Genomic DNA, 24,952 nt, shown 5'->3' with positions numbered 1-24,952 from the left:
ATGGAAAACGCTAAAAGCTTAATTATATGGAATAAAGACGGATCAACAATGAAATTTGAGAAAGTAACAAATTTTATAGAGGACTGGCAAAGAGCAAAGCGAATATTGCAGTTGCTCGATTAGTGGATATGAAGACTATATAAACAGCGAAAGAATGTACTTCTAAGAGAAAAATTTATTTTCTATAAAAATAGGAAAGTATCATTATGAAAAAGACCACAGAGATAAATAAACCTACCACATAAAAAATGAATATTTCTTGCGATTCAATATAGGTATGTTTAACAATTTGTACAATAAAAAATACTATAGGTAAAAAAGATAACATGAGGAGCTTATTTGTTCTAGAGTGTTTGACAAAGTAACAAAACGCGACAACACCAATACAAACGGGAATCCAAAATAACAGCATGCTCCACATAGTCACTCGACCATCTCCTATACGGTTTATTATCATTAGATAGTAGCATTTTTCGTTATAAAGATAAAAATATAAGTAAAGTTTCTCATTAAAATATAAAAAAGACAGCCGACCACTGGCTGTCCTTAGCAGAATATTGAAATAGTGAGCCATCTGTTTTCCGCCAGACAGCTCAACATGTATATGGGTAACGAGCGTAACCTCGCTACTTGAAAAGCTTAGCATAATCATAGGTATAAAAAAAGCCGGATCGCTCCGACTGATCTAATAAATCCGACAAGTTTATTATATCACAAAAAGGAGTGCTTTGACTTAATGCAATTACTAAGAGATGTAGACTTTAGGCAGACAAGATGTAATGCGAGAGATGTGTTGAAAAACTTCCGACGGTTGGAGCGGATGGCAGGTCGTTCATTGATAGATATTAAGTCGCCGATTATAACTGACATGCCTAGTTCACCAAAACACGGCAACAAAACAGAAGATGCGCTTATTCAAATGATGGACCTAGAAGCAGAAAGAGATGCGATTTTAGTAGCCTTGATGAGTTTGAGTCTTATCAGTCGTCAAATACTCTATTATAGTTTCTGTGATGTTAATAAGCACTCCAATTATGAAATAGGTCAACTAATACAGGGGTATGGAGAGAAAAACGTAGAAAAGCTAAAATCCAATGCATTGATAGAATTTGCCGAAGCATATAAAAAAGGTTCATTAATCAAGTATCGGTAATTTTTGTAGGGTTTTTGTAGGGATATTGTAGGGTTTTTGGACGAAAAAGCGTGTTAATATGATATTGTCGATAGATTAGGAAACAGGATTTCGACAAAATAAAAATAATAGAAACATCGTTTGTTATTGTTCCACAATTAAGCGTCGATAGACAGCAGCAAATAAACTAAAGGATGTGGGGTTAAGCTCCTGCGGATAGTTCATATGTTGCTGTCTATTCTTATTATGTCGCTGTGGCGGAAGTAGGAGACGCAACGGTCAATGTGAATAACCTCGTGAGAACCTAGTAGGTTCTTGTGTGTAGTGCAATCCCACTCCAGTGCCTTTGGGAGGACTTATTTAACACTGGTCAGTGTAATAAGTATCTGACCCATAACAATAGCAACTGAGGCTGTGGTAGGGAAGAGAAGCGGTTGTCAGGCTTGTGTAAGGTTGTTGGATTTGTTTGTATCTACAATATGAACATGCTTTACTAATTATCAAAAATTGTTTATCCTGTATGGAAAATGTTCTCAGAGGTGAAACGATTTATGTTAGAAACTAGTGAATTGAAAAAAGATGGCATCTACATGGCTAAAGTAGTCGGAGAAAAAGAACTTTATAAAATCAAAATTCGTAATATTTTAGAAAGAACAGCAGTCGTCGAGTTAGTGGACGACAGCAATAAGGTAGCTGTAGTTAAGTTAAAAGATATTAGAGAAGCTGTCCTATAAAGGATAGCTTTTTGTTTTGAGAAAAAAATTTGCCGGTATCAAATCTGGCAGATTGTAGGGCCTATTTACTTATAATTCGAGTTTTGCAACAAAAGCTACAAAATAAAAATTCGTCTGAGGGTCTTTTTAAGCTAATAGAGAGAAGAGCATCATTATGTTCTGTATGATACCCGATAGCAGTGATTTCATCTTTTTGTTTAATACGATGGCAAGTGCATTCGTGAATGACGAATCGATTATTCGATATTTTTAACTTTTTCTTTTTGATCACATAGTAAGGCATTTTACTTACCTCTCTTTTTTACTCTATTATACAGCGAAAGGATAAAAAGTCATGAAAAAGTTAAATCAGATGAATGATTAGAAGGGACAAGGTAAAGACTCGTAAGCAATACAAGCTACATTTTTTTACAACATTTGATCAAAGTGTATTGTCTAGGGAGGACTGTTTACACAAGTCTGTCACTTAGAATGTATGAGATAAACTTGGATGTTACAGAGTCTTGCTACCAATATCTTAGGAGGGAATTATGAAAACGAGGCAAATAATTTGGAGAAAGATTACACGCTAATCCAAGATGCGTCAGAGGCCAATAATCAAATTATATCAAAAAAGCCTATACTAGTTTCCGCTAGTATAGGCAAATGACTATAGTAAAAAACAGTTTACAAAAAACGAGCATTAATGTCTAGTGAAATCATTATTGCCCATTTATAAGAAAATCAAACACACTTCTCTGTGTAGTTACATAAGATCGTTCGTTGAGAGGTCTTTTTTATTTTGTCTTAAGGAGGAATGAACTCATGAAATAATACACTGATAAAGATTTTGAGGAAATGAAACAATTAAAGAAGGGCTTTGAAGAAGTTGGTCAAGGTCAAGTATTTACGATTGGAACTATTCAACGTAGATTACGTGTTGGAAAGGAACGAGCTACTGCTCTTTACAATGATTTGATCTCAGATAGAGAGAAGGCCACGTGATGAGAAACTACTGGTACGTATCACTATCTAATAGGTATCCACAGCCGAATGAAGGTGATCTAGTTAGAGTCGTCCAGTCAGTTCAGATCAAAAAGAAATACTCCATTGTAGAAATGAGCAGAGAAGCGACACCGAAAGAAATTGACAAATATAATCTTCGATACTGTGGATATGGCTACTTTAATGAATCACATATTGAAGAAAATATTAACAAGAATTCGAGGGATACAAATGCAAATTGAAGTAATGAAGTTACAGGACTTAAAGCCTGCTGATTATAATCCAAGAATTAAGTTAGAACCTGGTATGGCCGAATACGAGAAGTTAAAACAGTCCATTTTGGAATTCGGCTTTGTTGATCCACCTATTTTTAACAAACGAACAGGAAATCTCGTAGGCGGTCATCAACGGGTTGCTGTGGCTAAAGATTTGGGCCTATGCGAAGAGATAGAGGCATCTGTCGTTGATTTACCACTTGATAAGGAAAAAGCTCTTAATGTGGCTCTCAATAAGATTACTGGTCGTTGGGATGATGAAAAGCTTTCTGTTTTGTTGAAAGAATTAGAAAATGAAACCATTGTTTTAACAGGGTTTGAATCGGAAGAAGTAGAAGAATTACTTACTGCGTTTGAGTATAAAGAAGATACCGAAAAGCCTGTAATAGAAGATGGATTCGAAGTGAATGAATTTATAGAAAATCATTCTGATCCTAGAACTAAATATGGTCAACTATGGAAGCTGGGTAAGCATTATTTATTATGTGGCGATGCTACGAAAGCGAGCGACGTCGAAAGATTGCTACAAGGTAAAAAGGCAAATTTAGTTGTCACTGACCCACCATATAATGTAGCGGTGAAATCTGATAATAAAGAATTAAACGAATCTGGTCGAGATAAAATTATGAATGACGATATGAGTGATGAAGAGTTTGATCAATTTTTAATGTCTGTATTCCAAAACTATGCTGATTCTATGGAAGATAACTCAGCAATTTATGTCTTTCATGGATCTTCTTATCAACGAGAATTTGAAAATAGCATGAATGCTGCAGGTATTGTAGTTCGTTCACAGTGTATTTGGGTTAAAAACAATGCAACGTTTGGTTGGAGTCAGTATCGTTGGCAACATGAACCAGTTTTTTATGCATATAAGGAAAGATATGCACCTACGTGGTACGGAGATAGGAAACAGACAACGGTTTGGCAAGACGACTTACTAGAAGATTTACCAGCAACCATTTGGAGAGTTCCCAAAGATGATGTGAATGCATATTATCACCCGACACAAAAGCCACTATCATTAATTGCTATACCAGTAAAAAATAGTTCTAAAAGACAGGATATCGTTTTAGATTTGTTTGGCGGGTCTGGTAGCACATTAATGACCTGTGACCAGTTAGATCGTGTTTGTTATACTCTCGAATTAGATCCTCTATTTTGTGATGTAATTATTGAGAGATGGGAACGAGCAACAGGCAACGAAGCAATTTTAGTTTCAGAATAAAAAAGAAGCCGAGTGCGCTAACACTCGACTACTTCAACAAGGACCGTAAGCCCCCGAAGACACAGAAACCACACGCGCGTGCTTTCTAGACAGTTCTGTGTCTTTTAGCATTCTAACAAATGCGGGGTGCTTACACAATGGAAAACGAAAACTTTGATTTAGATTATGAGATTGAAAAAGCGATGGAGAAAGCAGAGTCTATTGATGAATATAAAAAGATCATTCGTGTCGCTTTGGGGAAATGGTTGAAAAATCTCCAATCAGGACAAATCAAGTTAGATAAAGTTTCCGATTTAAAGATATTAATTGAAGCTGATCTCATGTTGAAAGATATTGATAGTTAGAGGATAATTAAACTAAAAATATTGGAGGACATAAGATGGTTTTAAATATCTTATTTGATCATAATGGTAATTTTATGTGGTCAAGTTTAGCAACTTTAGCTAGTTTTATAGCTGCATGTTTAGCTTATAGAAGTTCAAGTAAAAATAGTAAAATTCAAAAAGAAATTGCTCAGCAACAAATAGATGCTAATTTAAAAGCAAAAGCAAGAATAGAATGGATAACCGAGGTACGAAACTTAGTTAGTAAATATTTATCTTATCTGTTCGATATTAAAATATTGGTTAGCAGAATGCAAGATATTGAAGAGGAATTAAGTGGTTTAGAGAAGAAAATGAATCAAGAACCAACTTATATTAATAGACAAAAGGAGTTAAAAATAAAACAATTAAAAAAAGAAGAGGAATTAATGATTTGTATACAAGAATCTATTTTAACTGCAGAAAAAATATTACTTCATTTCAGCAAAAAAGACGAGCATAAGGCTATTGAGAAAGAGTTATCAGATTCTGTAGATATTATAAAAGATATAGAGGCAAGAGAAGCGAGACCAGGTTTCTACAATTTGCATTTGCCAAAAACTGATAAAACTTACGCTAGTGAAATGAGAGGTTTGATTGATAATTCAATTACTAGTATACGTAATATTTTTCGTGAATATCTAAAAACTGAATGGGATAGAGCAAAAAAAGGAGATTAGAAAAACAAAACTCAACCTAAACAGAATGTGAGGTGGTGTGTATTGAATGGCAAGAAAACGTGATCCAAGACGTGATGAAGCCAAAAGAATTTGGTTGGAATCCAACGGAGAAAAGCAATTAAGGGAAATTGCATCAGAATTAAATGTTTCAGATTCACAAGTTAGAAAATGGAAATCACTAGATAAATGGAGCGCTGAATTGAAAGGTAATGTTACCAATGTGAAAGGTAACGTTACTAATCAAGGAGGCGCTCCTTTTGGTAATCAGAATGCAAAGGGAAATAAAGGTAATAGCCGAGCATCACCGCCAGTAGGCAATAAGAACGCTTTGAAAACTGGCGAGTACGAAACAATATTTTTTAATACGTTAAGTGATGATGAGAAGGACATCTATTCAAGTTTAGATGATGATCCTTCTTTTGTTTTGTCTGAAGAAATACGGTTACTGAAGATTCGGCAGCTACGAATGATGAAAAGAATCAAAAAAGCCGAAGAAGGGCTAAATGAGGAAGAAGTTGAGCGACTACAACAGCTAAGAAAAATAAAAACTCCCATAGAAAAAGATGGCAAAAAGCTAGAAATCAAACGTGAAGCAATGCAAGATATCCAAGTAAGTAGAAAAGTATACCGTAAAATTGATGATATTCTTTCAATTGAAGATTCGCTAACTCGGATTAGTAACCAGTTGACAAAATCGATTAAACAACTAAATGAATTATCTCTATTAGGAGGAAGAGTTGTATTAATGGAAGAGCAGAAACGGAAGCTAGCCTTTGAAGCGGATATTCTCGAACATAAAGTCTCTAAACTTATTCTGAAACAAGGTGAGCAAAATAAAGTACAGGGCCTTATCGATATCGGTCAATCGCTTATTGGCCCAATAAAGAAAGATGAGGAGAGTGATGCAGATGAGCCGGTTGAGACTATCGACTAAGCAACAAGAGAATATTTTCCAATCGCTCAAGGGAATTCGGATGGAATTGAACGAGGGAACGATTCGTTCGGGAAAAACGATGTCAGATGCACAAAAGATGGCGCTGATCTACGCTGGCCATCCTGATACCAATCATCTTGTACTCGCTTATAACCAAGAACAAGCTTATCGAATGTTTATGGATTGCGAAGGATTTGGACTCGAACATATCTTTGCCAGCTGCGCTGAAATAAGACATGATGAGCACGGAGATCACCTATGGATAAATCTTCCTTCAGGAGAAAAGAGGATCTATTATAAAGGCGGAGGTAAGGTGAACGCTGTTGGCGCCATCACTGGGATGTCATTTGGAACGGTCACTTTTTTAGAATTCAACCTGCTTAACAAAGCTGTCATAGAAGAGGCTTTTCGTCGGACTAAAGCTTCTAGCTTTCGTTATCACCTCGCTGAACAGAATCCACCAGCACCAAATCATCCGAACCTAGAAACGCTTAAACCCTTTATAGAAACTGGGTCTTTTAAGTTTCGTCATTGGCGACCACAAGATAATCCTATTTTAACGAAACAAGCTTTAAAAGAATGGGAAGCGGAATGTAAAGTCTCCGAGTATCTTTACAAACGAGATTGGCTAGGTGACCGTGTGATGCCTGAAGGTGTGATCTATTCAATGTTTAACGAAGATACTCATCTGTCGAAGGAAATCATCGGCAAGCCTGTAGAAGCATTCTTTAGTGCAGACGGCGGACAAAGTGATGCAACTACCTGTTCCTTAAATCTCGTTACATGGAAAGACGGAAAGTATTATCTCTATCGAATGGCTAACTTCTACCATAGTGGTGCCGACACGGGTGTCACGAAAGCGATGAGTGAGTATGCCAAGGAAATTAAGCAGTTTAAAGAATGGTGTTATAAAGAGTGGTCATGGCTGCCTAAACCTTCAAAATTCTTTGTCGATCCAGCCTGTAAGTCATTGAGTGAGGAATTACGTGTGTTAGGAATCGTCACAACAAAAGCAGATAACAACTCAAAAGACAAAGTAACCAGCAATGGCACTAAAATTGAAGTAGGGATTGAACGAACGCAAAGCGCCTTTTCAAAAGGACGCTTTTTTCTTTACGATCATGATGGCAAGTATGGTCACTATCATTTCATCAAAGAATTAGGAATGTACGTTCGGAATGATTCTGGCTACCCAGTGGATAAAAACAACCATGCATTAGACGAATGTCGTTATGCGATTAATTACTTTACGAAACGCTATGTTCTTTAGTAGGAGGTGATCAGGTGTCATTTTGGCAAGCAATAAAAAGAGTTTTTGGAAAGGGGGCGGTTGCGATAGGAGCGAAAAAAGAGCTACAAAGTATTTTAGATCATCCAAAGATTCAAATGAGTCGTGAAGAATATGATCGTATTCAAAACAGCTTGCTTTATTACCAAGGGTACACGCATTGTAATTCTGATCAGAGAGCAAAGGCGAATATCAATATGGCCCGCAAGGTTGCTTCTGAGTATGCGAAGGTAATGTTCAATGAACAGGCAGAAATCACGATCGGAAAAGACGATAAATCAAAAAAATATGATGAAGCCAGCACTTGGATAGAGTCTGTGTTTCAACATAATGACTTCAAGCGTAATCTCAGTAAGTATCTTGAGCCAGCAATGGCTCTTGGTGGCTTAGTTGTGCGACCTTATTTCAATGATCAATCAGGACAAGTGGAATTTTCATGGGCGCTCCCGGATGCCTTCTTTCCATTGGAAAGCAGTACAAATAAGATCAGTCAGTGTGCAATGGCATTTAAAACGATCAAAACCCAAGGGAACAAAACGTTCTATTATACCTTGTTAGAATTCCATGAGTGGATCGATGGTGAGTATTGGGTCTCTATGGAACTATACGAAAGTGAAAAATCTAATGTGTTGGGGATGCAAGTATCTTTAAACACATTAAAGCAGTACGAAGAGTTTGAGGCGGCTGTTCATGGTGAAGAAATTGAACGTCCAATCTTCTCTTATTTTAAGACAGCAGGTTTTAACAATATCAACCCATACTCACCACTTGGTGTTGGTGTGTACGATAACTGTAAACGAACACTTGATCGATTAAATAAAGCACTTGATGCGTTCGATCATGAAATTGACGTGGGAAAGAGAAGAGCGGCCTTTCCTGAATCTATGCTAAGTGGAATTCCTGACAAGGGAACAGGCGAAACGAAATTAACCTTTGATAAAGATGATGACTTCTATGTCATTGTTCCTGGTACGAACCCTGATGAATTTAAAATTACTGATTTAACTCATGATATTCGAACAGAACAATACATCGGAGCAATTAATCATCGCTTGCGACTTCTAGAAATGGAAGTGGGGCTGTCGACTGGTACGTTCGTTTTCGATGGTGCCGGGGTACGTACTACGAATAAGACGGCAACTGAGGTAATCAGCGAGAACTCGCAAACGTATCAGTCAAGGAACCAACAAACAACCGAATTAGAGGAATTCATTCGGGATGTTGTGCTAGCGCTGTGTGAGCTAGGTCGAGCCACAGAAGTTGATGGGAAACCACTATTTAGTGGTGAATCTCCAAATCGTGAAGAGATAGGTGTGAACTTTGATGATGGCATATTCTTAGATAAAAAGTCAGAATCTGATTATTATCGTGAACTGAAAAATGATGGGCTGATTCCCGGATGGTTAACTTTAGCCAAAATAATGAAGTTGCCTGAAAGTAAGGCAAAAGATCTTTACCGACAAGCGCAATTAGATGTAGTTGATGAGACTACTGGTAAAATACGAGATTCTGGATACGAAGACTTCGAGGAGTGATTGAATGGCCATTACACCCAACCAGCTAGATATTGAGGCTTCTTACATTCAAGATGCTTATATGGCGATGGAAGATGAGATCATGAGGATGCTTGTCCGCCAGTTAAACAAGCCAACGAGAACACCGCTCACAGAAGATAATGTGCTTCGATGGAAGCTTGAAAAGATGCAGCAATTAAATTTGTTGAATCAACAATCTTTGCAGCAAGTGGTCAATGAAACAAGTCATTATTCTTATGATCAGTTACGTAAAATCATCGTGGATATGGGATTTGAGGTCGTTTCAGATCTCGACAAGAATTTGGCTAAGCAAACCGGAAAAGAATCGCCACCACGAACGGAGATCGACAATGTGATGGAGTCATATTTCAATCAGCAATGGCGAGAGCTCGACAATCATGTCAATCAAACGCTGATCGACACTAATTATCCGAATAATCCACTGGCTAAGATGTATCAACAAGTTTTAAACGATACTGTAGCCAAAATCATTGGCGGCACTAAAACGCCACAACAGGCGCTTAGAGAGTCGATCTATGCGATGGTGGAAAAAGGGGTGATGACGACCTTTGTCGACAAGGCAGGGCGTGAATGGAGCCTTGAGCGGTACGTTCGGATGGTTTTAAAAGCAACCACTCACCGTGTTTATCAAGATCTGCGACTTAAGCGAGGCTTAGAGCATGGCATCGTCACTGCTTTAATGAGTAGCCATGTGGCTGCACGACCACACTGTGCCCATATTCAAGGTGGATGGGTATTGCTTGTCCGTAAAGAGGATGCGCCGGAAGAATTACGGCACATTCCATCGATCTATGATCATGGATACGGTGAGCCTGACGGAACCCAAGGTATTAATTGTCGACATCGATTGTACATCCAAATCTATGATCCGGATCTTGATATTCACATGAAGCAGTATGATCCAAAGCAAGCGATTGACAATGCAGACTTGGTTGCCAAGCAACGACGCATGGAAGTCGCTATTCGTCGTGCCAAGCGGCAGTTGAACGGAGCAACGACAATGGACAACAAAGAAGATGTTCTGCACTTCAAACAACTGGTCAGACGACGTCAAGCAGCACTGCGTACTTTTATCAATGAGCATGATCAATTGTTACGTCGGGATTATTCGAAAGAGCAAGTGTATTCATAGAAGGAGAAAGTATGGTGGAGGATTAAAGCAAATTGAGCTTATCTGAAATCTTACTAACATTTTATGAAATTGGTCTTGCTTTGAAGTTTGAGGATTTTGGTTTGTTTAGTCTAGCTTGCTAGGCTTTTATTTTGTCCTGAATATGACATTAAACTGTTCATCTACCGAGTGAGCGGTATAACTCACACTCTAAACTGCTACCAACCAGAATAAAAAGGAACGGAGAATGAATCATGGAATGGATCAAAGAAATTTTATCAAAACACGTCGGAGAGGATGGGAAGTTTGATCTAGACGGAGCGACAAAAGAAATAAAATCAGAATTTCCGAAAAATGCTGTGCCTAAAGCTGATTTTAACGATAAGTCTCAAAAGCTAAAAACTGCAAACGAAGATTTAACCGCCGCAAATGCGCTTGTTGAGCAGTTGAAAGCATCAAACAGTGGAAATGAAGATCTGCAAAAACAAATTGATGACTATAAAAATCAGTTAGAAACCGTAACCGCTGAAAGACTAGCAGATCGTAAGAACGCTGCGATCGAATTAGCTTTAACACAAGCTGGAGCTAAGAACATTACAGCTGTGAAAGCTTTGTTGAAGGCAGATGAATTGGAAATGACTGACGAAGGAGTCAAGGGATTAGATGATAAAGTAGCTTCACTGAAAAAAGATGAAGGCTATTTGTTTCAATCAAGCGATCCTGCACCACAGCCAAAGAAAAAGCAGTTTGTGGCTGCTGGTAATACAGGTGGTGGTGAGCCACCTAAAGAAAAAAGCTGGAAAGATAATCTAGCAGAGAATATTGCAAGAACAAAAAATAATTAGGAGAGTGGTTTAAATGCCAGTAATTTTAGACAGTAAGGATTTAGCGAAAATCGACAAGGAATTTGCAGCTGAGTCGCAAGTATGGGAAGTATTGACACAAGGCGCAAAAGATATTACAGAAGCTGATTTTGTGGGGACTCATGAAGTTCGTGTAAATGAAATGCAAGGATTTACTGCTGCCGATTATAAGCGAAATAAAGAAAATGAACGGAACAATATATCAGTTGAGAAGTCAACTTTAAAATTGGAAAAGGAACGTTGGATGGGCTACGACATGGATCGCTTAGATCAATCGGAAAATGCAGCCTATCAAGTAGGTGCTGTCATTGAAGAGCACACTCGATTGGTTACGATTCCTGAGAAAGATCAAACCGCTGTTGCTCGTTTGCTTGAAGCTGGATTTGATACTTCTGATAAGATTTACAAAGGAAAAACGGTCAAACAAACAATCACTAAATCTAATATTTTAGATAGCTTCGACGATGCTGAAGCGTACATGACTGACACAGAAGTCATTGGTCAGTTTGTGGCATTTATGTCTAGTGATGCCTACAAAGCATTGAAGAATGCAGATGGCGTTTCTAAAACTTTTACCACCAACACTGTTCAATTTAACGGTATCGATCGTCGTGTCGAGATGCTTGATGGCACGAACATCATCATCCAAAAGGTTGCTAAAAATCGGTTGCAGGTCGATGAAGACAAGCATATTAATTTCATTATGACGCCTATTACCGTTGCTAAGCCAATCGAGAAGTACAATACGATTGATTTGGTCCCTGCTGACCAGGATCGTGGCGGTTACCGTGACACCATCAAAGGGTTGGATTATTACGATTGCTTGGTACTTAAGAAAGCACGTCCAGCAATCTATATCTCTTATGATGACCCAAAAGCATGACCCCGGAAGAACCGGGGAAGTCTGGGGTAGAAGGTAAATCATTTGTCATCGATGACATGAAAGTTGATGAGCTTAGAGCTGAGTTAGATCGTCTTGGCTTTGAGTATCCATCTACTGCCAAGAAACCAGAATTAATTGAGCTGTTAAAAGAGAGTGAATAACCACTCTCTTTTTTCATGGAGGTGAAAAACCATGGAACGAATAAGACGTAAGCCGTTGAACGAAAGCTTTGACGATCAGGAGAGCATCGAGCCATGTGGCTACCTGTCTCTTAAAGAGTACAAGCGACTCGTGGATCGTGACACGGAACTGACCGAAAAAGATTTCCGGAAGCTTCTGAGAAAAGCCAGTGCATTGTTGGACATCCAAACGAGACGTTTTTATCAGCGGAATGATCTCGAGTCAGATATTCCGATGCGGCGCAATGCCTTTAAGTTGGCTATTGCCTATCAAATCGAGTACATGCATGAAGTAGATGCCACTACCACGTTTGGCATGCAAGAGCCTGACAGTTGGTCCATCGGACGGATGAGTGTTTCTAAAAGCAAAGGTGTTTCGTCATCGACAAACGAAGTATCCCTGCTTTCTGGGGACGCTATGCTGCAGTTATCTGGCACAGGGCTGTTATATCGTGGGGTGAGTCGATGAGAATGCGAATGCCACCTAAACGTTTTTTCCCTCATGCGATGATCTATCGCAAGAAAAACGGAATGGGTCCACGAGGTGAGCCGATTTTTGAGGATGATTTAGCCATTGAGCATGTCCGCTTTGACGACACAGTCAAATTTGAGCCAAGGGATATTGATGGGAAAGTACAAACGCCAAATGCATTGATTTCTATGGTGAAAAAATACACTGGACCATTACCGGAGTTTTCAGTTGCAGATCAAATTGAAATCTTTGGCGAACAATACACAATCACAAAAATCGTTCCGTTGCTTGCTGATTCTCCTGAACCATTCGCTTATGAATTGGAGGTGGTTTAATGGGAGCATCTGTAAGAATTGATTTAAGTCGAGCAAAAATAAAATTAAGTCATTCATCTATACAAAATGGACGGCACGAAATGGCAAATAAAGCTCATTTAGATATGAATGAAAGATTTGTTCCTATGAGGAGCCAACACTTGAGAGATATGTCTTTTGTTGAAAGTAATGGAGAAAAGATTACTTGGAATGCTCGATATGCTTTGGCTCATTATCACGGAGGGTTTACAAATAAGTTTGGAACACAGGTAATATTTTCTAATTATACTACACCGGGAACTGGCCCATATTGGGATAAAGAAGCAAAATCTATATTTATGTCTAGTTGGTTAGAAGCATTCAAGAGGGGAGCGAATTGGTAATGGATTTTATTGATCAGTTGCTAGAAGTATCGAACCAAGTACCAGTACCAGTCCGTATTCACTCTTTAGATAAAGACGAGTCGATGCGTCTAACCGCATTACCTGGAGGTAAAACGGTCGAAACTTTTATGGATGGATCAAAACAAAAAGAACTAAATTATGAATTTGTCTATAAAACAAAATGTGAAAATGCAGATCGGATAATGATTGAACTAGGTGAGTTACTAGAAGAACAAGAAGATATTCCATCTAGTAACAATAGTTATCAATTTGTTGGAATAACTATTGTAGATGAACCTTTTTTTACAGGTTATGACGACAAAAAATTTCTGTATTATCGATTAGCAATCAAAGCAACATTATATTTTGATAAATAGGAGGAATATTATGAAACGAAAAAAAATTGCGCTAATTGGATTTGAAATTCAAAAATTGAAAGATGGAAAAATTACTGAAGATGGTTGGGTTCGTTTAAAAAAAATCAAGAGTGTCTCTGATGCCTCACAAGAAGAAGTTGACGATGGAGACGGTTTCTTTGATGGGTCAGGAGAACCAGAGCAAACGATCACCTCTCATCGACTAGGCTATAGTTTTACGGGTGAATACTTTGAGGGTGATGAAGCATCCGAATTAATTGATGAAATGATTGGTTTATTTGGAGATGATCGGAAAATTGGTTTTCGAGTAACAGATGATCGAGATAATCCCAAAAAGAAAAGGGAAGGAATTGCAACTTTATCAAGTCCTCAAACGAAAACTGGAGGGGCTACTGAATTTGGTAATATTGAATTTACTGTTCTATATGATACTACACCTAAATGGGAACCTTATTCAAAGCAGACAGCCCAGAGCCAGAAGAACTGAAAGCTACTGGGCTAACTATTCCAGAATTAAAACAAACACTTGATAGTAAAAATATAGAATACCCGTCAAATGCTAAAAAAGACGAACTAACTAAAATATTGGGGGAGGCTTTATAGCCTTCTCTTTTTTATATGGAGGTAATTATGAAACAAACACTTGATATCGATATTGAACTCTCTGGCTTTCCAGTAGGATTTACAAATCCAATTACTGGTGAGCGTGTTGAAATCTGGTTTGATAGCTCATTGGAAAATTTAAAACGAATTATTGTAGAAGAAAACTATGAGGAATTCGAAATATACGAACAAAAACTTAAAGAAGATTCTATCCACGAAACTAATGTTGAAACAGTCATAGAACATGCTAAAGGGACTCTTGAATATCAATATGATTTTTTCTTTGGTAAAGGAACATTTAAAAAATTATATGAGTGTGTACCAGATTTTGATGCACTTGAACGTGCTTATGAACCAACTATCAAAGCTATTGGTAAAAAAGTCGAACAACAAGAAAAGAAAAGACAAAAGGATAGAGAGCTTGCTGCAAAAAAGTTAACCAAAGAGTTTCAGAAAAAGAAAAAGCAAAAAGTAGCAAATAAAAAGTAGGTGGTGACATGAGGTTAAATGACCCAGAAGTCACTTCCTTTTTTTATAAAGAACGTGAGTATTTGATTAATTTGTCATTTGATATTGTATTAGATGCTTTTGATGTGTTAAACGAGGCAATATTCACTGATTATGAGAAAGCTTGTCTATGTCTAGATTTATTAATTGGAGAAGGTTGGTATCAATCTGAGGATGCACTTAGTCTATGGATATTTATTTACGACCAATTTATTCATAAAGAAGTTCCACCGTTCATTAAATATAGTTTTTACGGAGAGCCACTTTCTGTGGAAGAGCACGAACAATTAATAGATATATCAGCGGATGCAGAGACTATTTACGCTTCTTTTATTCAAGCATATAACATCGATTTAATTGATAAACAGGGAATACTGACTTGGTCCAAATTTAGAGCTCTTTTACATAATCTGCCTTCAGACACCCCACTTAAACGAATTATGCAGATTCGAGCTTGGAAACCAGGAAATAATGATTCAGAAGAATATAAGCAAGATATGACAGATTTACAAAGATACTATGCCTTAAATACTGATAGAGAGGAGGAAGATAATGACTAAAGATGGCAAAATAAGTATTCTGATTGATGTCGACGCCAAGCAGGTTCCTAATGTAATAAGTTCAATTGAAAAAAACTTTGGACAGTTAGGAAAAAATGCTGATGATATTACAAAAAAAATTGGTAATAATATGGGTGCCAATACTGAGACAGGAGCGAAAGTTGCTAATCAAGCAGTGGATTCAGTTGAACAGTCGATGACTGATTTGGGAAGATCGACTGATACGGCTACTGTCAAAGCTGGGAAATCATTAAGCGAAAACTTCGAAGTGGGATCTAAGGCTGCTAATAACGCAACAGATAGCGTGGCTAAAGGAGTGACGGATCTAACCGCCACGACGAGCACTGAACTAGCTAAGTCAGGACGTATCATGGGTGAATCCTTTGATTCTGGTGCCAAAAATGCCAATCAGGCCAATGACAGTGTCGTTAAATCAGTCACAAGCTTGGTTTCTTCTGTGGAATCTTCTGCACCTAAAATTGGTAAAGAGCTTGGTGGCTCCTTTCAATCTGGTGCCAAGGAGGCGACTAGCGCTTTAGATGGTATCGGGAAATCAAGCAGTAACATGTTAGCCAGTATTGAAGCGACGTCACCTAAGGCAGGTAGAAGCATCGGTAATTCGTTTGAAGCAGGTTCCAAGCAAGCAGCTAGCGCTCTTGGATCTATAGAAAAGTCCTCTGCGCAGATGGTTCCTCCTGTTGAATTATCAGCAACTAAGGCAGGAAAGAGCATTGCGACTAGTTTAGAAGCTGGTTCCAAAGACGGAGCAAAGACTGTCAGTGATGCGGTTGATGCGATGAAAAAGGATCTTACGTCATTGGGTGATGAAGCAGAAAAGTCTGGTGCTAAAATGAGTACCTCCTTTTCTCAACCAGAGCCAAAAGCCAATTTGTTAACAGGCTCTGTGGGCAAACTAAGTGCAGCGATGTTGATCACAAAAGGAGCAACTACAGCACTATCGATGGCTAAAGGTTCATTAGATGGTGCATTTGGTCGTATTGATACTTTGAATAACTTTGAAAATACGATGACTCGATTAACTGGCAGTTCAGAAGAAGCGGCTGCAGGGATGGAAGGCGTTCGAGATGTCGTTGTTGGTACAAACTACATGCTGGATAGTGCGGCTCAGACCGTTCAACGTTTAGTGATGCAAAACGGCTCACTGGAACAATCGACAAAAAGTTATCAAATCTGGGGTGACGCTGTGGCTATGTATGGTGACGGTGCAGCGGAGACAATGGATAACGTAATGGATGCCATGATCCAAATGAGAGCCACCAGTACCGTAAATATGGCTCAAATGGATCGAATGGTCCGTCGTGGTGTTGATCCTTGGAAAATCTATGAAGATGCAACTGGCATGAGTATGCAGAGTATTCGTGATGCGTTGCGTGATGGTGAAATTAGTGCCAATCAGTTTTTTGATACGGTTGAACAGGCGATGCGTGATGGTGGGAATGAATTCACATCGGTTTCTGGGATGGCTCAACAAGCTGGGGATACTTGGGCAGGGTCGTTTGCCAATATGGCTACTGCAACAAGCCGAGGAACAGCAAATATTATCGCATCTATGGACGAGGCATTCTCAGAAACACGTTTTGGCTCGATGAAAGAAAACATCCAAGGATTTGGTAAAACATTTGAAGGTGCGCTAAATGGGATTGCTGGTGTAATCCCTCCTGTTGTTTCGGCTGTTGATACGATGACCGGTGGGGTTATTGCTGTGAAGGACGCAGCTGTGACAGCTTCACCCGTGATTATCGGATTAGGAACTGCATTTGGTGGACTACTTATTGTACAGAAAGCAGCAGTTGCTACAGCATCTTATGTTCAGATGTTGAAATACCTGACCGGTGCAACTTCTGGTGCGACGATGGCTAAAAAAGTTGATGCAGTTGCTACAAAACTAGGAATCAGTCTCAACTTACAGAACGCCACCACCACTAAAGCGGTTGTTGCAGCAAACATTTCCAATGCAGCTTCACTAAAAGGTGCAGCAGCCGCCCAAAAAACCTATGCGATTGCTGCTGGTGCTTCTGCAGCAGCGAAGAAGGCACTGGCAGCAGCTAGCATTCTATTGAATCCAGTAGTCGCGGGTACAGCAGCTGTTTTAGGAGCAGCTGGTGTAGCTGCAGCCATAATGGGAAAAAATTTTTTAGATACACGTAAAAAGACCAAAGAATTAGCTAGTGAATTAGATGGATTAAAAGACGATCTAGATAATGTCGGAAAGTCAACCCAGTCCAGTGCAAAAGAATTTGAGTCACAAGCTAAAGTGATCGAGTCGAATACAGAAAGAAACAAGGATCTAGCAGCTGAATTACAAAGGCTTTCAGCAATTGAAGATAAATCGGCTGCGGATAAAAAATTGATGGCTGATACAGTTGATGAACTGAATAATTCAGTGACTGGTCTAAATCTCTCTTACGACGAAGAAACAGGCTTGCTTAATGCAAGCACAGAAGAAATAAACAAACGGATTGAAGCTTCTAAAGGAATGGAAGAAGTCAATCGGCTAACCGAACGACAAAAGACGTTGAATCAAGAAGCTGCAGACATTGAATCCTCATTAACTGAAGTAGCCAAAGAACGTATGAGATTGGAGCAAGAAGCCTCAGAATCTGGCGTGGATGGAAAGAAAAAAGTCAAAGAATCACTGGAAGGACTGTCCCAGAAGGAAGATGAACTTCAAGGTTTACTTGTTGAAAATCAATCCGAACGAAATCAATTGTACACGGAGGAGCAAGAGAAAAGACGAGCAGTCGCAGAGACCGTCTCAGAAGCTAATTCTCAGATGATTACTTCATGGAATGTTCTATCTGATGCACAACAAGCTGCCTTGGAATCAATGAATAGCATGTACAAAAAGCTGGTAGAAGAATCAGGGAATGCTTTTAAGCAGATTGAACAACAAGAAGCAATCAGCTTAGATCAAATGAAGGAAAATCTACAAAAAAATGCTGAAGCTATGAGAACGTGGTCGACCAATGTTGCCATTTTGGCGAAGGCCGGTGTAGATGATGGCATTATTATGCAACTTGAAAAACTAGGCCCGGCGGGTGCGCTTCAAACACAGCAAATGGTGGATGAGATGGGGCTGAATCTTGGTTCATTAGCGGAGTTAGGTGGAGAACATACAAAAAGCCTGCTGGAACAAATGGGTCTTCATATGGAGGACCTACCAAAAATGTCAGCTGAACAATCGGCGTGGTTTGTTGAAAATTTAGATCTTGAATTAGGTAAATTACCAGAAACAGCACAACAGCACATTAGTGATTTAAATGGGACTGCGGATGCAACGATGAAGCAAGCGATGGCGAGTATAGGGAATATCGTTGGTGAAGAAACGGAAACTGTTGCTGAAAAATTTGGATTAATTCCAGAAAAAAGTGAGGCATCTTTACGGAGAGGAACAGAGGGGCGAGACTTTGCACAGTGGGGACGTCAACCTGTCGAAGAAATTGGGGATGGGATGGTAGAGGCAACCGCCAAAGTAGAGGAAGCAGCAAAGGAAGTTGCTCAAACGCCAGAGAGAGTTATGGGCCCTCAACTAGAACAAACAGACTACGCCTCAATGGGTGCAGCACCACCAACAAAATTGGGGCAAGGAATTTTAGATAATATTACTTCAGTAGAAGAAGCTTCTAAAGAAGTAGCACAAACTCCAGAAACAATGTTTCAGGAAACCATACAAGCAAATCGTTATATTCCGACTGGTCAAGAAACAGGTAAAGGATTAAGTGAAGGAATTAATCAATCTAATGCCGATGTTGAGTTAGCAGCCAAAGCTATAGGAATGATACCAGAAAATACTATTCAAGCTGAGATGACTACAGAAAAAACTAAGGAAAGTGGAACAGAGGTAGGTCGAGGTGTAGCACAAGGGATTGATAGCAGTCAAGAAGCTGTGCAACAAAGTGCTAAAGCTGTCGCAGACACTCCAAATAATGAACTATCTAGCCATATGAACCAAGGTAACTATGCTGAGTACGGACAAGCAGTGGGAGAAGGTCTTGCAACGGGAATCGCAGCCACTAGTCCAGTGGTTGTTGCGGAAGTAAATAAGTTGGTTGACCAAATGGTAAAACAAACTGACATTGGTATCAAAAATATGACAGTAAGTTTTAATCAAGTTGTTCCTAATGTAGCTAACGCGTTGAGTGCGCTTCCTATGGTAGCTTCCAATAGTATGAATTCTATGAATATGAGTTTCCAAAGTGGATCGCAAGTACAATTAGCTACTGTGAAAGCTTTGAATAGCAACTTGATACGGACCTTTACTAATACGCCAAGTGAATTTCAATCGATCGGTCGAGATATTATGAGTCGATTGAATTCTGGAATGATGGCAGAGTCGAGCAGGGTTGTCGCAACTTCCAGAAATATATCAAATAGGATTGTACAATCCTTCAATCAGTTGCCAAATCAGATGCAAATGGCAGGTCGCAACGCAATTAGTTCATTAAATAGTGGAATGAATTCATCTGCAAGTCAGCCTGTTTCAACTGCATCAAGAACTAGCTCGGCGGTTGTATCTGCTTTTTCAGGATTACCTAACCAGCTAAATGGAGTGGGTCGAGATGCTATGGCTGGATTGAATGCTGGATTAAATGCCGGTACAGCATCTGTATTGGCAACCGCAAATAGAATTGCCAATCAGGTTGCTAATACAATGAAACAAGCATTAGATATTAACAGTCCATCTAGAGTGATGGCATCAGAAGTTGGTCGATGGATACCAGAAGGTGTAGCTGTGGGAATTGATAAGTATGCAGATGTAGCATATCAATCGATAGATAATTTATCAAAAGGAATACTGAGGATCACTACCCCAGAAATAGCTTTAGGCGCTTCAAGTATGGGTATGGAAGCTAGAGGTACACAAATTATTAATCAATCATACAGTACGCAATCCCCATACACCTCCAAAATTGCACAAGCTTTAACAGATTTGGCAAATAAAGAACAGATAGTAATGATTGAAGACACTAATGGACTGACAAAAATAATCGGTAAGACGATGGCGAGAGGAGGATTTTAGTGCAACATCTATCAATTGAAAACAGTCATGGTGATACCTGGCTCATAGATAATACGCACTCTTTAAGGGCTTCTAATGTAAATGGTTTAGGAATAGGTTTTGAAACTGATTATTTGAGCGAAAATGGGCATTCTAGAATTGAAAAGCACGTATTGAAACAACATCAGTTTGAAGCTTATTTTCATTTTGGACGTCGTAAAAATGAAAATGCCTATCAAGTATATTATTCTTTTGTAGAATTTTTATCCTTTAGTCCACTTTATTTAATTTATACTACTGACGCAGGCCAAAAAAGAGCACTGATTACAGTTTCTATGTTATCGAAATCTTCTATACAACAAGGCGGATTTTTAAAAGAATCAATTATAATTGACCGATTATCGCCTTGGTATACAGTGAAGTATGCAAAAATTCATCAAAAAAATATAAATGTTAATGCCCATGGAAAAGTCTATAATTATGTCCGGCCGTATGTCTATACTCAAAATGCACATGAGAAAAAAGGGAACTATCGAATTAATAATCGTTCCCTCTATTTATCTGCTGAAAAAAATCATCTGACTCCGCTAAGAATAAAAATAACTGGTTATTGTGTAAACCCTCGTTGGGAAATATTCCAAGGTTCAAAATTAATTAGCTCAGATGGTTATTTTCTAACTTTACAAGAAGAACAGCAGTTGGTTGTTTCTAGTTTATTTCAAGAAAGGACTGCTATATTAATAGATCAGAATGGATTACAGTCTTCGGTCTATCAACAACAAGATATAACTAAAAACGGGTTTGTTCATGCGCCTGTCGGAGAATCAATAATAGTATTTCATATCGGTACTGCAGAAGTAGAAATAACGATTTATGAGGAGGCTGATCTGTTTTAATGATTATATCTGTTCATTTATTTCGTTGGGATCTAACTCCCTATCCTAAAGAATATATATGTGGAGAGTTCGACTTTGGTATTGATGAAGTTAATCGTGAACTGACCAGTGAGTTCACCTTAACAGAAGATATAAAAATTGAAAAAGGTGATTGGCTAAGAGCAAAGTATATACCTAGTGGAAAATACGCTTATTTTGGGATAGTCGACTCTCAAGATAATAAAACAATCCGTTGTCGTGGGTTGATGGGCCTTGGAGATAGTTATTTCCCTACTTATAGAACAAGTGGGAATAGCTTTGAATCTCATGCTAAATCAATCATCACTAACTACCTTTTAAATGACCGTACAAAGAATTTAAATGGAACATTAAGTATTGATGTTGAAAGTGATACAGCTCATAGTTATCAAGCAATTGAATTAAATTCTCGAAGGATTAATAGCTATTTGATTAATGGATTTAGGAAATACAACGTAAAGTGGTATGTTAAAGCAATCTCAGGAGGCAGAATACAGACTGGTATAAAAAGAATAGAAAAAAGTATTCAAATAATGGATAATTCTTCAGAATTTAGTGACTGGGATTATTGGGTAAAAAAGCCAGGAGTTGGTAATGAGAATGCATTGTTAATTGTTGATAAAGCAACTAACAGTATGGACCATCCAATTATCTTAGCTACCTACTATTTAGAAAATGATAATAATGTCACTAACAATCCAAACAGCAATAAAATTATTAGACCTACTGTTAATACGGTATATATATATGATCAGGATTTAGAAGATAAACCCACATATTTAGAAGTTGCAAATAGTGAACTAAAAGGAAATGCTTATTCACATGAAATCAATTGTAAAGTTATATTTCAAGCAAAAAATATTGATGTTGAAGAAATTGAAACTGGATTATTAGCGAATGTAAGAATAAAAAATACAATTTATCAATCAGTTCTAACTGCTTGGCGAGTAAATAGTACTGAGAACAAGATGCAATTAACATTTGGTAATATTCGAAGTCGATTAAGTGAATATTTTGATGAATAAAAGAAAGGTAGTGGAGTAATGGAGCCTATTGAACTTAAATTAGGCGGTAACGGACGAAAGCTCTCAAAGTCCATTATTGGTCGAGTTGGGGATAATCGATTTATAAATTATCCCTTTAAATTATTAGATCCAGACGGATCAACAATAAATCTCAATGGATGTACAATAGTTTTTTATGGAACAAATGCAAATGGCACATTCACAACTGGCGTGCCCACAATTTTAGATCCTACTGAAGGTGAAATCAGCTATAAATTTAGTCGTGAAAATTTTAGTGTCCAAGGTGAGTTCAAGGAAGCGTTCTTTCGTGTGACGAGAGAAAACGGAGAATGTTATGCAACACAGAGCTTTCGAATAAAAGTTGAAAATGATGCCGATATCAGTCAAGGTCAAGCAACGCTTTATGTGTCTTTGCTAGATGAAAAACTAAAGGATTTTGATAATCGTTTCCGATTATTTATTGAAGAAAAGGAACAAGAGTATAAGGGTATTGAGAACGTAGTTAAAGAGTTAAACGAACAAGTTTTAAATTTAAATGAAAAAGTCAACGAGACAAGCAAACAAATCAACGAGCTAGGTAATCTAAAACGGATGTACTCAAACAGTATTGATTTCGGTAATTACGACTACTCAGGGAATGCCAATTTGCTACCAAAGATTACAGCTGCTCATTTTACATCGGGAAATGGAGCTACGGTTGAAGATGGACCAGATGGCGAGATCATTTTCACGTTAGATGGATCTGCACAACTAACTAAATTTAATACAAGCATGCGTTTACCCGCTCTTAAAAACGGAAAGAGATACACAATTAGCGCTGAGATTATGTTACATGAAGGTTTAGAGGGAGATGCCTCTAATATTCGATTAACTAATACCTACGTACCAGGTGGAAATATTATGTTATCTACAGTTAGACCTCTCCCGACAGCTACTAATATCTGGCACACGATTAGTGGTACGCAAATAGCCACTTATGCGACTACACTGCCTCAACAGTGGTATGTAGTCTTACAAGATGTTACAGCATCAAGTCGAATTAAGGGTAAAATCTCTCTTCGAAACATAAAGATAGAAGAAGGATCGGTTGCTACGCCTTATCAACCCAATCTACTTGTTGAACCGTATCACATTTCCAAGGTTCCATTGAACGAAAATCTAGCAAATAAAGAACAAGCTTTCCCGATAAGTAGTCGACAATATTTAGTATATTCTGCTGAAATGATTGAACCATTTATTGCTAATCAAACGTATACATTAACTTTGAAAGGAACCAAGCTAGGTACACAATCATTTAGGGTATACACGACTGGTCCGAATAGTACCTCTAATATTGGGGACATGGAAATAGTAGAAGGTTTAGCAGATACTTGGCGACTGACATTCACTCCTTCAGAAGTAAATTTGAATGGGAGTGTTTCTCCTAGCACATTACAAATTTACCAATTCCCTCAAGCAACAATGGGGCAAGTAACGATTGAATCATTAAAAATAGAAAAAGGTGATATAGCCACTCCGAATATTTTGGAATATAAATATTTTGGCGAAGGTTTGAAAGATAGTAGTAACCCAAATGATTATAGCTGGGATATCACCGAAGAGTACTTGGATTCTAAAATCTTACAAACAGTTAGTCTAAATGAGCCACAGCAGGTCCCAGGATTTAAAAACTTTTTAAGCGGTTTACAGTCTAATGGTGTAAATATAGGTGTTGAGTACGCGAAAGCAGTAGCGACTGATAAATATAAAAATCATGGTGCGGTGTATTTAGGTGGCTGTGTGTGGCTTGCGTGGGAGACATTAGAATTTTCGAATTCAATTGGTTGGGCAAGAGGAAGTACAATTCGCGTTGGAAATGATGGTCATCCGGGCTTCACTTATCCTGATGTTCCGAATATTTTTGGCGGATACATTTGGATTGGTGGCTCCTGTTTACCAGACTACACAGACGGCGGATTTGGTTCTTATCATATTACTGTATCAAACAATTTTGATGATGCTCGTAAACCGATTGTCCGTTTTATTGATTCGCCAACAACATTAGTGAAGAGACTAGCAGTTCGAGGTCATGCATTAGTTTTTGCACCTGCACCCACAAACAATAGTAAGGTTGAGGAGGTATGAAATGAAAAAAATTTGGCAGTATGGACGTACTGGTGGAAAAGAGCTAGAAGTCTCAGATGATTTCCCAATTCAGGTCCCTTTTACTGATGTTCCACCGATAGAGGAAATTGAAATAGCCAACCAGTTTTTTGTTCCAACAGAAAATCGCTGGCAAGAGTTAGAGAATAGTGTGCTTAGTGAGCAGGTTGATAATCTTCAAGTACTTTATAAACATTTAGAAAAAAATGTAAAAAGACAAGAAGAGCAACTAACAGAAACTCAGTTAGCTTTAACAGAAGTATATGAATTGATTCTAGGAGGAGGATAACTTGATAAAAATATATATTGAATTAATTAACAAGGGGTTAAAAAAAATTGAAGATGTACCTAAAAAAATCCAGAAAGAAGTCAAAGCGATCTTATCTCAACAGGCTGAGATGTAGGATTGTCTTTTTTATTTTAAAA

General features: G+C 38.2%; 28 protein-coding genes. 27 read left to right on the top strand and 1 reads right to left on the bottom strand.

The window, feature by feature from the left end; translation table 11 throughout:
* Nucleotides 1-175: 175 nt before the first annotated feature.
* Entirely contained in the window at nucleotides 176-427 is a 252-nt protein-coding gene (locus IGJ99_RS11425; RefSeq protein ID WP_081367400.1) for a hypothetical protein, read from the bottom strand.
* A 309-nt stretch (nucleotides 428-736) separates the two neighbouring features.
* Here IGJ99_RS11425 and IGJ99_RS11420 point away from each other — a divergent pair, with 309 nt between their 5' ends.
* The 27 genes from IGJ99_RS11420 (at nucleotide 737) to IGJ99_RS11290 (ending at nucleotide 24,930) form a co-directional block, all read left to right on the top strand.
* Nucleotides 737-1,153 (top strand): ArpU family phage packaging/lysis transcriptional regulator, encoded by a 417-nt coding sequence (locus tag IGJ99_RS11420; protein ID WP_161643937.1) that lies wholly within the window; start codon nucleotides 737-739, stop codon nucleotides 1,151-1,153.
* Nucleotides 1,154-1,683: 530 nt separating this feature from the next.
* Complete coding sequence (locus IGJ99_RS11415; RefSeq protein ID WP_023520218.1) at nucleotides 1,684-1,866, top strand: hypothetical protein; 183 nt, start codon at nucleotides 1,684-1,686, stop codon at nucleotides 1,864-1,866.
* 983 nt (nucleotides 1,867-2,849) lie between these two features.
* Nucleotides 2,850-3,092 carry a hypothetical protein gene (locus IGJ99_RS11410; protein ID WP_271525986.1) on the top strand — a complete coding sequence of 81 codons (243 nt, stop codon included), beginning with the start codon at nucleotides 2,850-2,852 and terminating at the stop codon, nucleotides 3,090-3,092.
* Nucleotides 3,082-4,353 carry a site-specific DNA-methyltransferase gene (locus IGJ99_RS11405; RefSeq protein WP_438770837.1) on the top strand — a complete coding sequence of 424 codons (1,272 nt, stop codon included), beginning with the start codon at nucleotides 3,082-3,084 and terminating at the stop codon, nucleotides 4,351-4,353. The genes IGJ99_RS11410 and IGJ99_RS11405 overlap by 11 nt, the downstream gene beginning before the upstream one ends.
* Nucleotides 4,354-4,490: 137 nt before the next feature.
* Nucleotides 4,491-4,697 carry a hypothetical protein gene (locus IGJ99_RS11400; protein ID WP_271526009.1) on the top strand — a complete coding sequence of 69 codons (207 nt, stop codon included), beginning with the start codon at nucleotides 4,491-4,493 and terminating at the stop codon, nucleotides 4,695-4,697.
* Between the two features lie 35 nt (nucleotides 4,698-4,732).
* Nucleotides 4,733-5,395 (top strand): hypothetical protein, encoded by a 663-nt coding sequence (locus tag IGJ99_RS11395; RefSeq protein ID WP_081129468.1) that lies wholly within the window; start codon nucleotides 4,733-4,735, stop codon nucleotides 5,393-5,395.
* 46 nt (nucleotides 5,396-5,441) lie between these two features.
* Nucleotides 5,442-6,329, top strand: coding sequence for a phage terminase small subunit (gene terS / locus IGJ99_RS11390; protein ID WP_438770836.1), 888 nt, complete (start codon nucleotides 5,442-5,444; stop codon nucleotides 6,327-6,329).
* Nucleotides 6,304-7,599 (top strand): PBSX family phage terminase large subunit, encoded by a 1,296-nt coding sequence (locus IGJ99_RS11385; protein WP_438770835.1) that lies wholly within the window; start codon nucleotides 6,304-6,306, stop codon nucleotides 7,597-7,599. Before terS ends, IGJ99_RS11385 begins: the two co-directional genes overlap by 26 nt.
* A gap of 14 nt (nucleotides 7,600-7,613) precedes the next feature.
* A complete protein-coding gene (locus IGJ99_RS11380) occupies nucleotides 7,614-9,152 on the top strand; it encodes a phage portal protein (protein WP_126134289.1) in 1,539 nt (512 codons plus the stop codon).
* A 4-nt stretch (nucleotides 9,153-9,156) separates the two neighbouring features.
* Nucleotides 9,157-10,305: a phage minor capsid protein gene (locus IGJ99_RS11375; RefSeq protein ID WP_195514171.1), complete on the top strand. Its 1,149-nt coding sequence runs from the start codon at nucleotides 9,157-9,159 to the stop codon at nucleotides 10,303-10,305.
* Between the two features lie 233 nt (nucleotides 10,306-10,538).
* On the top strand, nucleotides 10,539-11,129 hold the full coding sequence (locus IGJ99_RS11370) for a phage scaffolding protein (protein ID WP_010733985.1): 591 nt from the start codon (nucleotides 10,539-10,541) through the stop codon (nucleotides 11,127-11,129).
* 13 nt (nucleotides 11,130-11,142) lie between these two features.
* Nucleotides 11,143-12,030 (top strand): hypothetical protein, encoded by an 888-nt coding sequence (locus IGJ99_RS11365; protein WP_010733986.1) that lies wholly within the window; start codon nucleotides 11,143-11,145, stop codon nucleotides 12,028-12,030.
* Nucleotides 12,027-12,191: a HeH/LEM domain-containing protein gene (locus IGJ99_RS11360; RefSeq protein WP_100495009.1), complete on the top strand. Its 165-nt coding sequence runs from the start codon at nucleotides 12,027-12,029 to the stop codon at nucleotides 12,189-12,191. Before IGJ99_RS11365 ends, IGJ99_RS11360 begins: the two co-directional genes overlap by 4 nt.
* A gap of 130 nt (nucleotides 12,192-12,321) precedes the next feature.
* Nucleotides 12,322-12,678 (top strand): hypothetical protein, encoded by a 357-nt coding sequence (locus IGJ99_RS11355; protein ID WP_226076027.1) that lies wholly within the window; start codon nucleotides 12,322-12,324, stop codon nucleotides 12,676-12,678.
* 8 nt (nucleotides 12,679-12,686) lie between these two features.
* Nucleotides 12,687-13,016, top strand: coding sequence for a putative minor capsid protein (locus IGJ99_RS11350; RefSeq protein ID WP_438770834.1), 330 nt, complete (start codon nucleotides 12,687-12,689; stop codon nucleotides 13,014-13,016).
* Entirely contained in the window at nucleotides 13,016-13,378 is a 363-nt protein-coding gene (locus IGJ99_RS11345; RefSeq protein WP_010733990.1) for a minor capsid protein, read from the top strand. Before IGJ99_RS11350 ends, IGJ99_RS11345 begins: the two co-directional genes overlap by 1 nt.
* Nucleotides 13,378-13,755: a minor capsid protein gene (locus IGJ99_RS11340; protein ID WP_010733991.1), complete on the top strand. Its 378-nt coding sequence runs from the start codon at nucleotides 13,378-13,380 to the stop codon at nucleotides 13,753-13,755. The genes IGJ99_RS11345 and IGJ99_RS11340 overlap by 1 nt, the downstream gene beginning before the upstream one ends.
* Before the next feature lie 10 nt (nucleotides 13,756-13,765).
* Nucleotides 13,766-14,242 carry a phage tail tube protein gene (locus IGJ99_RS11335; RefSeq protein ID WP_010733992.1) on the top strand — a complete coding sequence of 159 codons (477 nt, stop codon included), beginning with the start codon at nucleotides 13,766-13,768 and terminating at the stop codon, nucleotides 14,240-14,242.
* Nucleotides 14,197-14,358 (top strand): HeH/LEM domain-containing protein, encoded by a 162-nt coding sequence (locus IGJ99_RS11330; protein WP_080637949.1) that lies wholly within the window; start codon nucleotides 14,197-14,199, stop codon nucleotides 14,356-14,358. Before IGJ99_RS11335 ends, IGJ99_RS11330 begins: the two co-directional genes overlap by 46 nt.
* A gap of 27 nt (nucleotides 14,359-14,385) precedes the next feature.
* Nucleotides 14,386-14,847 carry a hypothetical protein gene (locus IGJ99_RS11325; protein ID WP_195514172.1) on the top strand — a complete coding sequence of 154 codons (462 nt, stop codon included), beginning with the start codon at nucleotides 14,386-14,388 and terminating at the stop codon, nucleotides 14,845-14,847.
* A gap of 8 nt (nucleotides 14,848-14,855) precedes the next feature.
* Entirely contained in the window at nucleotides 14,856-15,425 is a 570-nt protein-coding gene (locus IGJ99_RS11320; RefSeq protein ID WP_195514173.1) for a Gp15 family bacteriophage protein, read from the top strand.
* Nucleotides 15,418-20,466, top strand: coding sequence for a tape measure protein (locus tag IGJ99_RS11315; RefSeq protein ID WP_438770833.1), 5,049 nt, complete (start codon nucleotides 15,418-15,420; stop codon nucleotides 20,464-20,466). Before IGJ99_RS11320 ends, IGJ99_RS11315 begins: the two co-directional genes overlap by 8 nt.
* Entirely contained in the window at nucleotides 20,466-21,341 is an 876-nt protein-coding gene (locus IGJ99_RS11310) for a phage distal tail protein domain-containing protein (protein ID WP_096081705.1), read from the top strand. The genes IGJ99_RS11315 and IGJ99_RS11310 overlap by 1 nt, the downstream gene beginning before the upstream one ends.
* Complete coding sequence (locus tag IGJ99_RS11305) at nucleotides 21,341-22,384, top strand: hypothetical protein (RefSeq protein WP_438770832.1); 1,044 nt, start codon at nucleotides 21,341-21,343, stop codon at nucleotides 22,382-22,384. The genes IGJ99_RS11310 and IGJ99_RS11305 overlap by 1 nt, the downstream gene beginning before the upstream one ends.
* Nucleotides 22,385-22,402: 18 nt before the next feature.
* Nucleotides 22,403-24,508, top strand: coding sequence for a BppU family phage baseplate upper protein (locus tag IGJ99_RS11300; RefSeq protein WP_096081704.1), 2,106 nt, complete (start codon nucleotides 22,403-22,405; stop codon nucleotides 24,506-24,508).
* Between the two features lies 1 nt (nucleotide 24,509).
* Nucleotides 24,510-24,815, top strand: a complete 306-nt coding sequence (locus IGJ99_RS11295; protein WP_010733999.1) for a hypothetical protein — start codon at nucleotides 24,510-24,512, stop codon at nucleotides 24,813-24,815.
* Nucleotide 24,816: 1 nt separating this feature from the next.
* Nucleotides 24,817-24,930, top strand: coding sequence for a CD1375 family protein (locus IGJ99_RS11290; protein WP_264082979.1), 114 nt, complete (start codon nucleotides 24,817-24,819; stop codon nucleotides 24,928-24,930).
* Nucleotides 24,931-24,952 lie beyond the last annotated feature (22 nt).

It is taken from the genome of Enterococcus sp. AZ095b (assembly GCF_051714725.1).
GTDB lineage: Bacteria > Bacillota > Bacilli > Lactobacillales > Enterococcaceae > Enterococcus_B > Enterococcus_B pernyi.
The sequence above is the reverse complement of the archived record's forward strand: the minus strand, read 5'-3'. Positions and strand labels throughout refer to the sequence as shown.

Bases quoted from the DNA above. Each gene is read 5' to 3' on its own strand.
- IGJ99_RS11420 (WP_161643937.1), top strand. From the start codon at position 737: ATGCAATTACTAAGAGATGTAGACTTTAGGCAGACAAGATGTAATGCG.
- IGJ99_RS11415 (WP_023520218.1), top strand. From the start codon at position 1,684: ATGTTAGAAACTAGTGAATTGAAAAAAGATGGCATCTACATGGCTAAA.
- IGJ99_RS11410 (WP_271525986.1), top strand. From the start codon at position 2,850: ATGAGAAACTACTGGTACGTATCACTATCTAATAGGTATCCACAGCCG.
- IGJ99_RS11405 (WP_438770837.1), top strand. From the start codon at position 3,082: ATGCAAATTGAAGTAATGAAGTTACAGGACTTAAAGCCTGCTGATTAT.
- IGJ99_RS11400 (WP_271526009.1), top strand. From the start codon at position 4,491: ATGGAAAACGAAAACTTTGATTTAGATTATGAGATTGAAAAAGCGATG.
- IGJ99_RS11395 (WP_081129468.1), top strand. From the start codon at position 4,733: ATGGTTTTAAATATCTTATTTGATCATAATGGTAATTTTATGTGGTCA.
- terS (WP_438770836.1), top strand. From the start codon at position 5,442: ATGGCAAGAAAACGTGATCCAAGACGTGATGAAGCCAAAAGAATTTGG.
- IGJ99_RS11385 (WP_438770835.1), top strand. From the start codon at position 6,304: ATGAGCCGGTTGAGACTATCGACTAAGCAACAAGAGAATATTTTCCAA.
- IGJ99_RS11375 (WP_195514171.1), top strand. From the start codon at position 9,157: ATGGCCATTACACCCAACCAGCTAGATATTGAGGCTTCTTACATTCAA.
- IGJ99_RS11370 (WP_010733985.1), top strand. From the start codon at position 10,539: ATGGAATGGATCAAAGAAATTTTATCAAAACACGTCGGAGAGGATGGG.
- IGJ99_RS11365 (WP_010733986.1), top strand. From the start codon at position 11,143: ATGCCAGTAATTTTAGACAGTAAGGATTTAGCGAAAATCGACAAGGAA.
- IGJ99_RS11360 (WP_100495009.1), top strand. From the start codon at position 12,027: ATGACCCCGGAAGAACCGGGGAAGTCTGGGGTAGAAGGTAAATCATTT.
- IGJ99_RS11350 (WP_438770834.1), top strand. From the start codon at position 12,687: ATGCCACCTAAACGTTTTTTCCCTCATGCGATGATCTATCGCAAGAAA.
- IGJ99_RS11345 (WP_010733990.1), top strand. From the start codon at position 13,016: ATGGGAGCATCTGTAAGAATTGATTTAAGTCGAGCAAAAATAAAATTA.
- IGJ99_RS11340 (WP_010733991.1), top strand. From the start codon at position 13,378: ATGGATTTTATTGATCAGTTGCTAGAAGTATCGAACCAAGTACCAGTA.
- IGJ99_RS11335 (WP_010733992.1), top strand. From the start codon at position 13,766: ATGAAACGAAAAAAAATTGCGCTAATTGGATTTGAAATTCAAAAATTG.
- IGJ99_RS11330 (WP_080637949.1), top strand. From the start codon at position 14,197: ATGGGAACCTTATTCAAAGCAGACAGCCCAGAGCCAGAAGAACTGAAA.
- IGJ99_RS11325 (WP_195514172.1), top strand. From the start codon at position 14,386: ATGAAACAAACACTTGATATCGATATTGAACTCTCTGGCTTTCCAGTA.
- IGJ99_RS11320 (WP_195514173.1), top strand. From the start codon at position 14,856: ATGAGGTTAAATGACCCAGAAGTCACTTCCTTTTTTTATAAAGAACGT.
- IGJ99_RS11315 (WP_438770833.1), top strand. From the start codon at position 15,418: ATGACTAAAGATGGCAAAATAAGTATTCTGATTGATGTCGACGCCAAG.
- IGJ99_RS11305 (WP_438770832.1), top strand. From the start codon at position 21,341: ATGATTATATCTGTTCATTTATTTCGTTGGGATCTAACTCCCTATCCT.
- IGJ99_RS11300 (WP_096081704.1), top strand. From the start codon at position 22,403: ATGGAGCCTATTGAACTTAAATTAGGCGGTAACGGACGAAAGCTCTCA.
- IGJ99_RS11295 (WP_010733999.1), top strand. From the start codon at position 24,510: ATGAAAAAAATTTGGCAGTATGGACGTACTGGTGGAAAAGAGCTAGAA.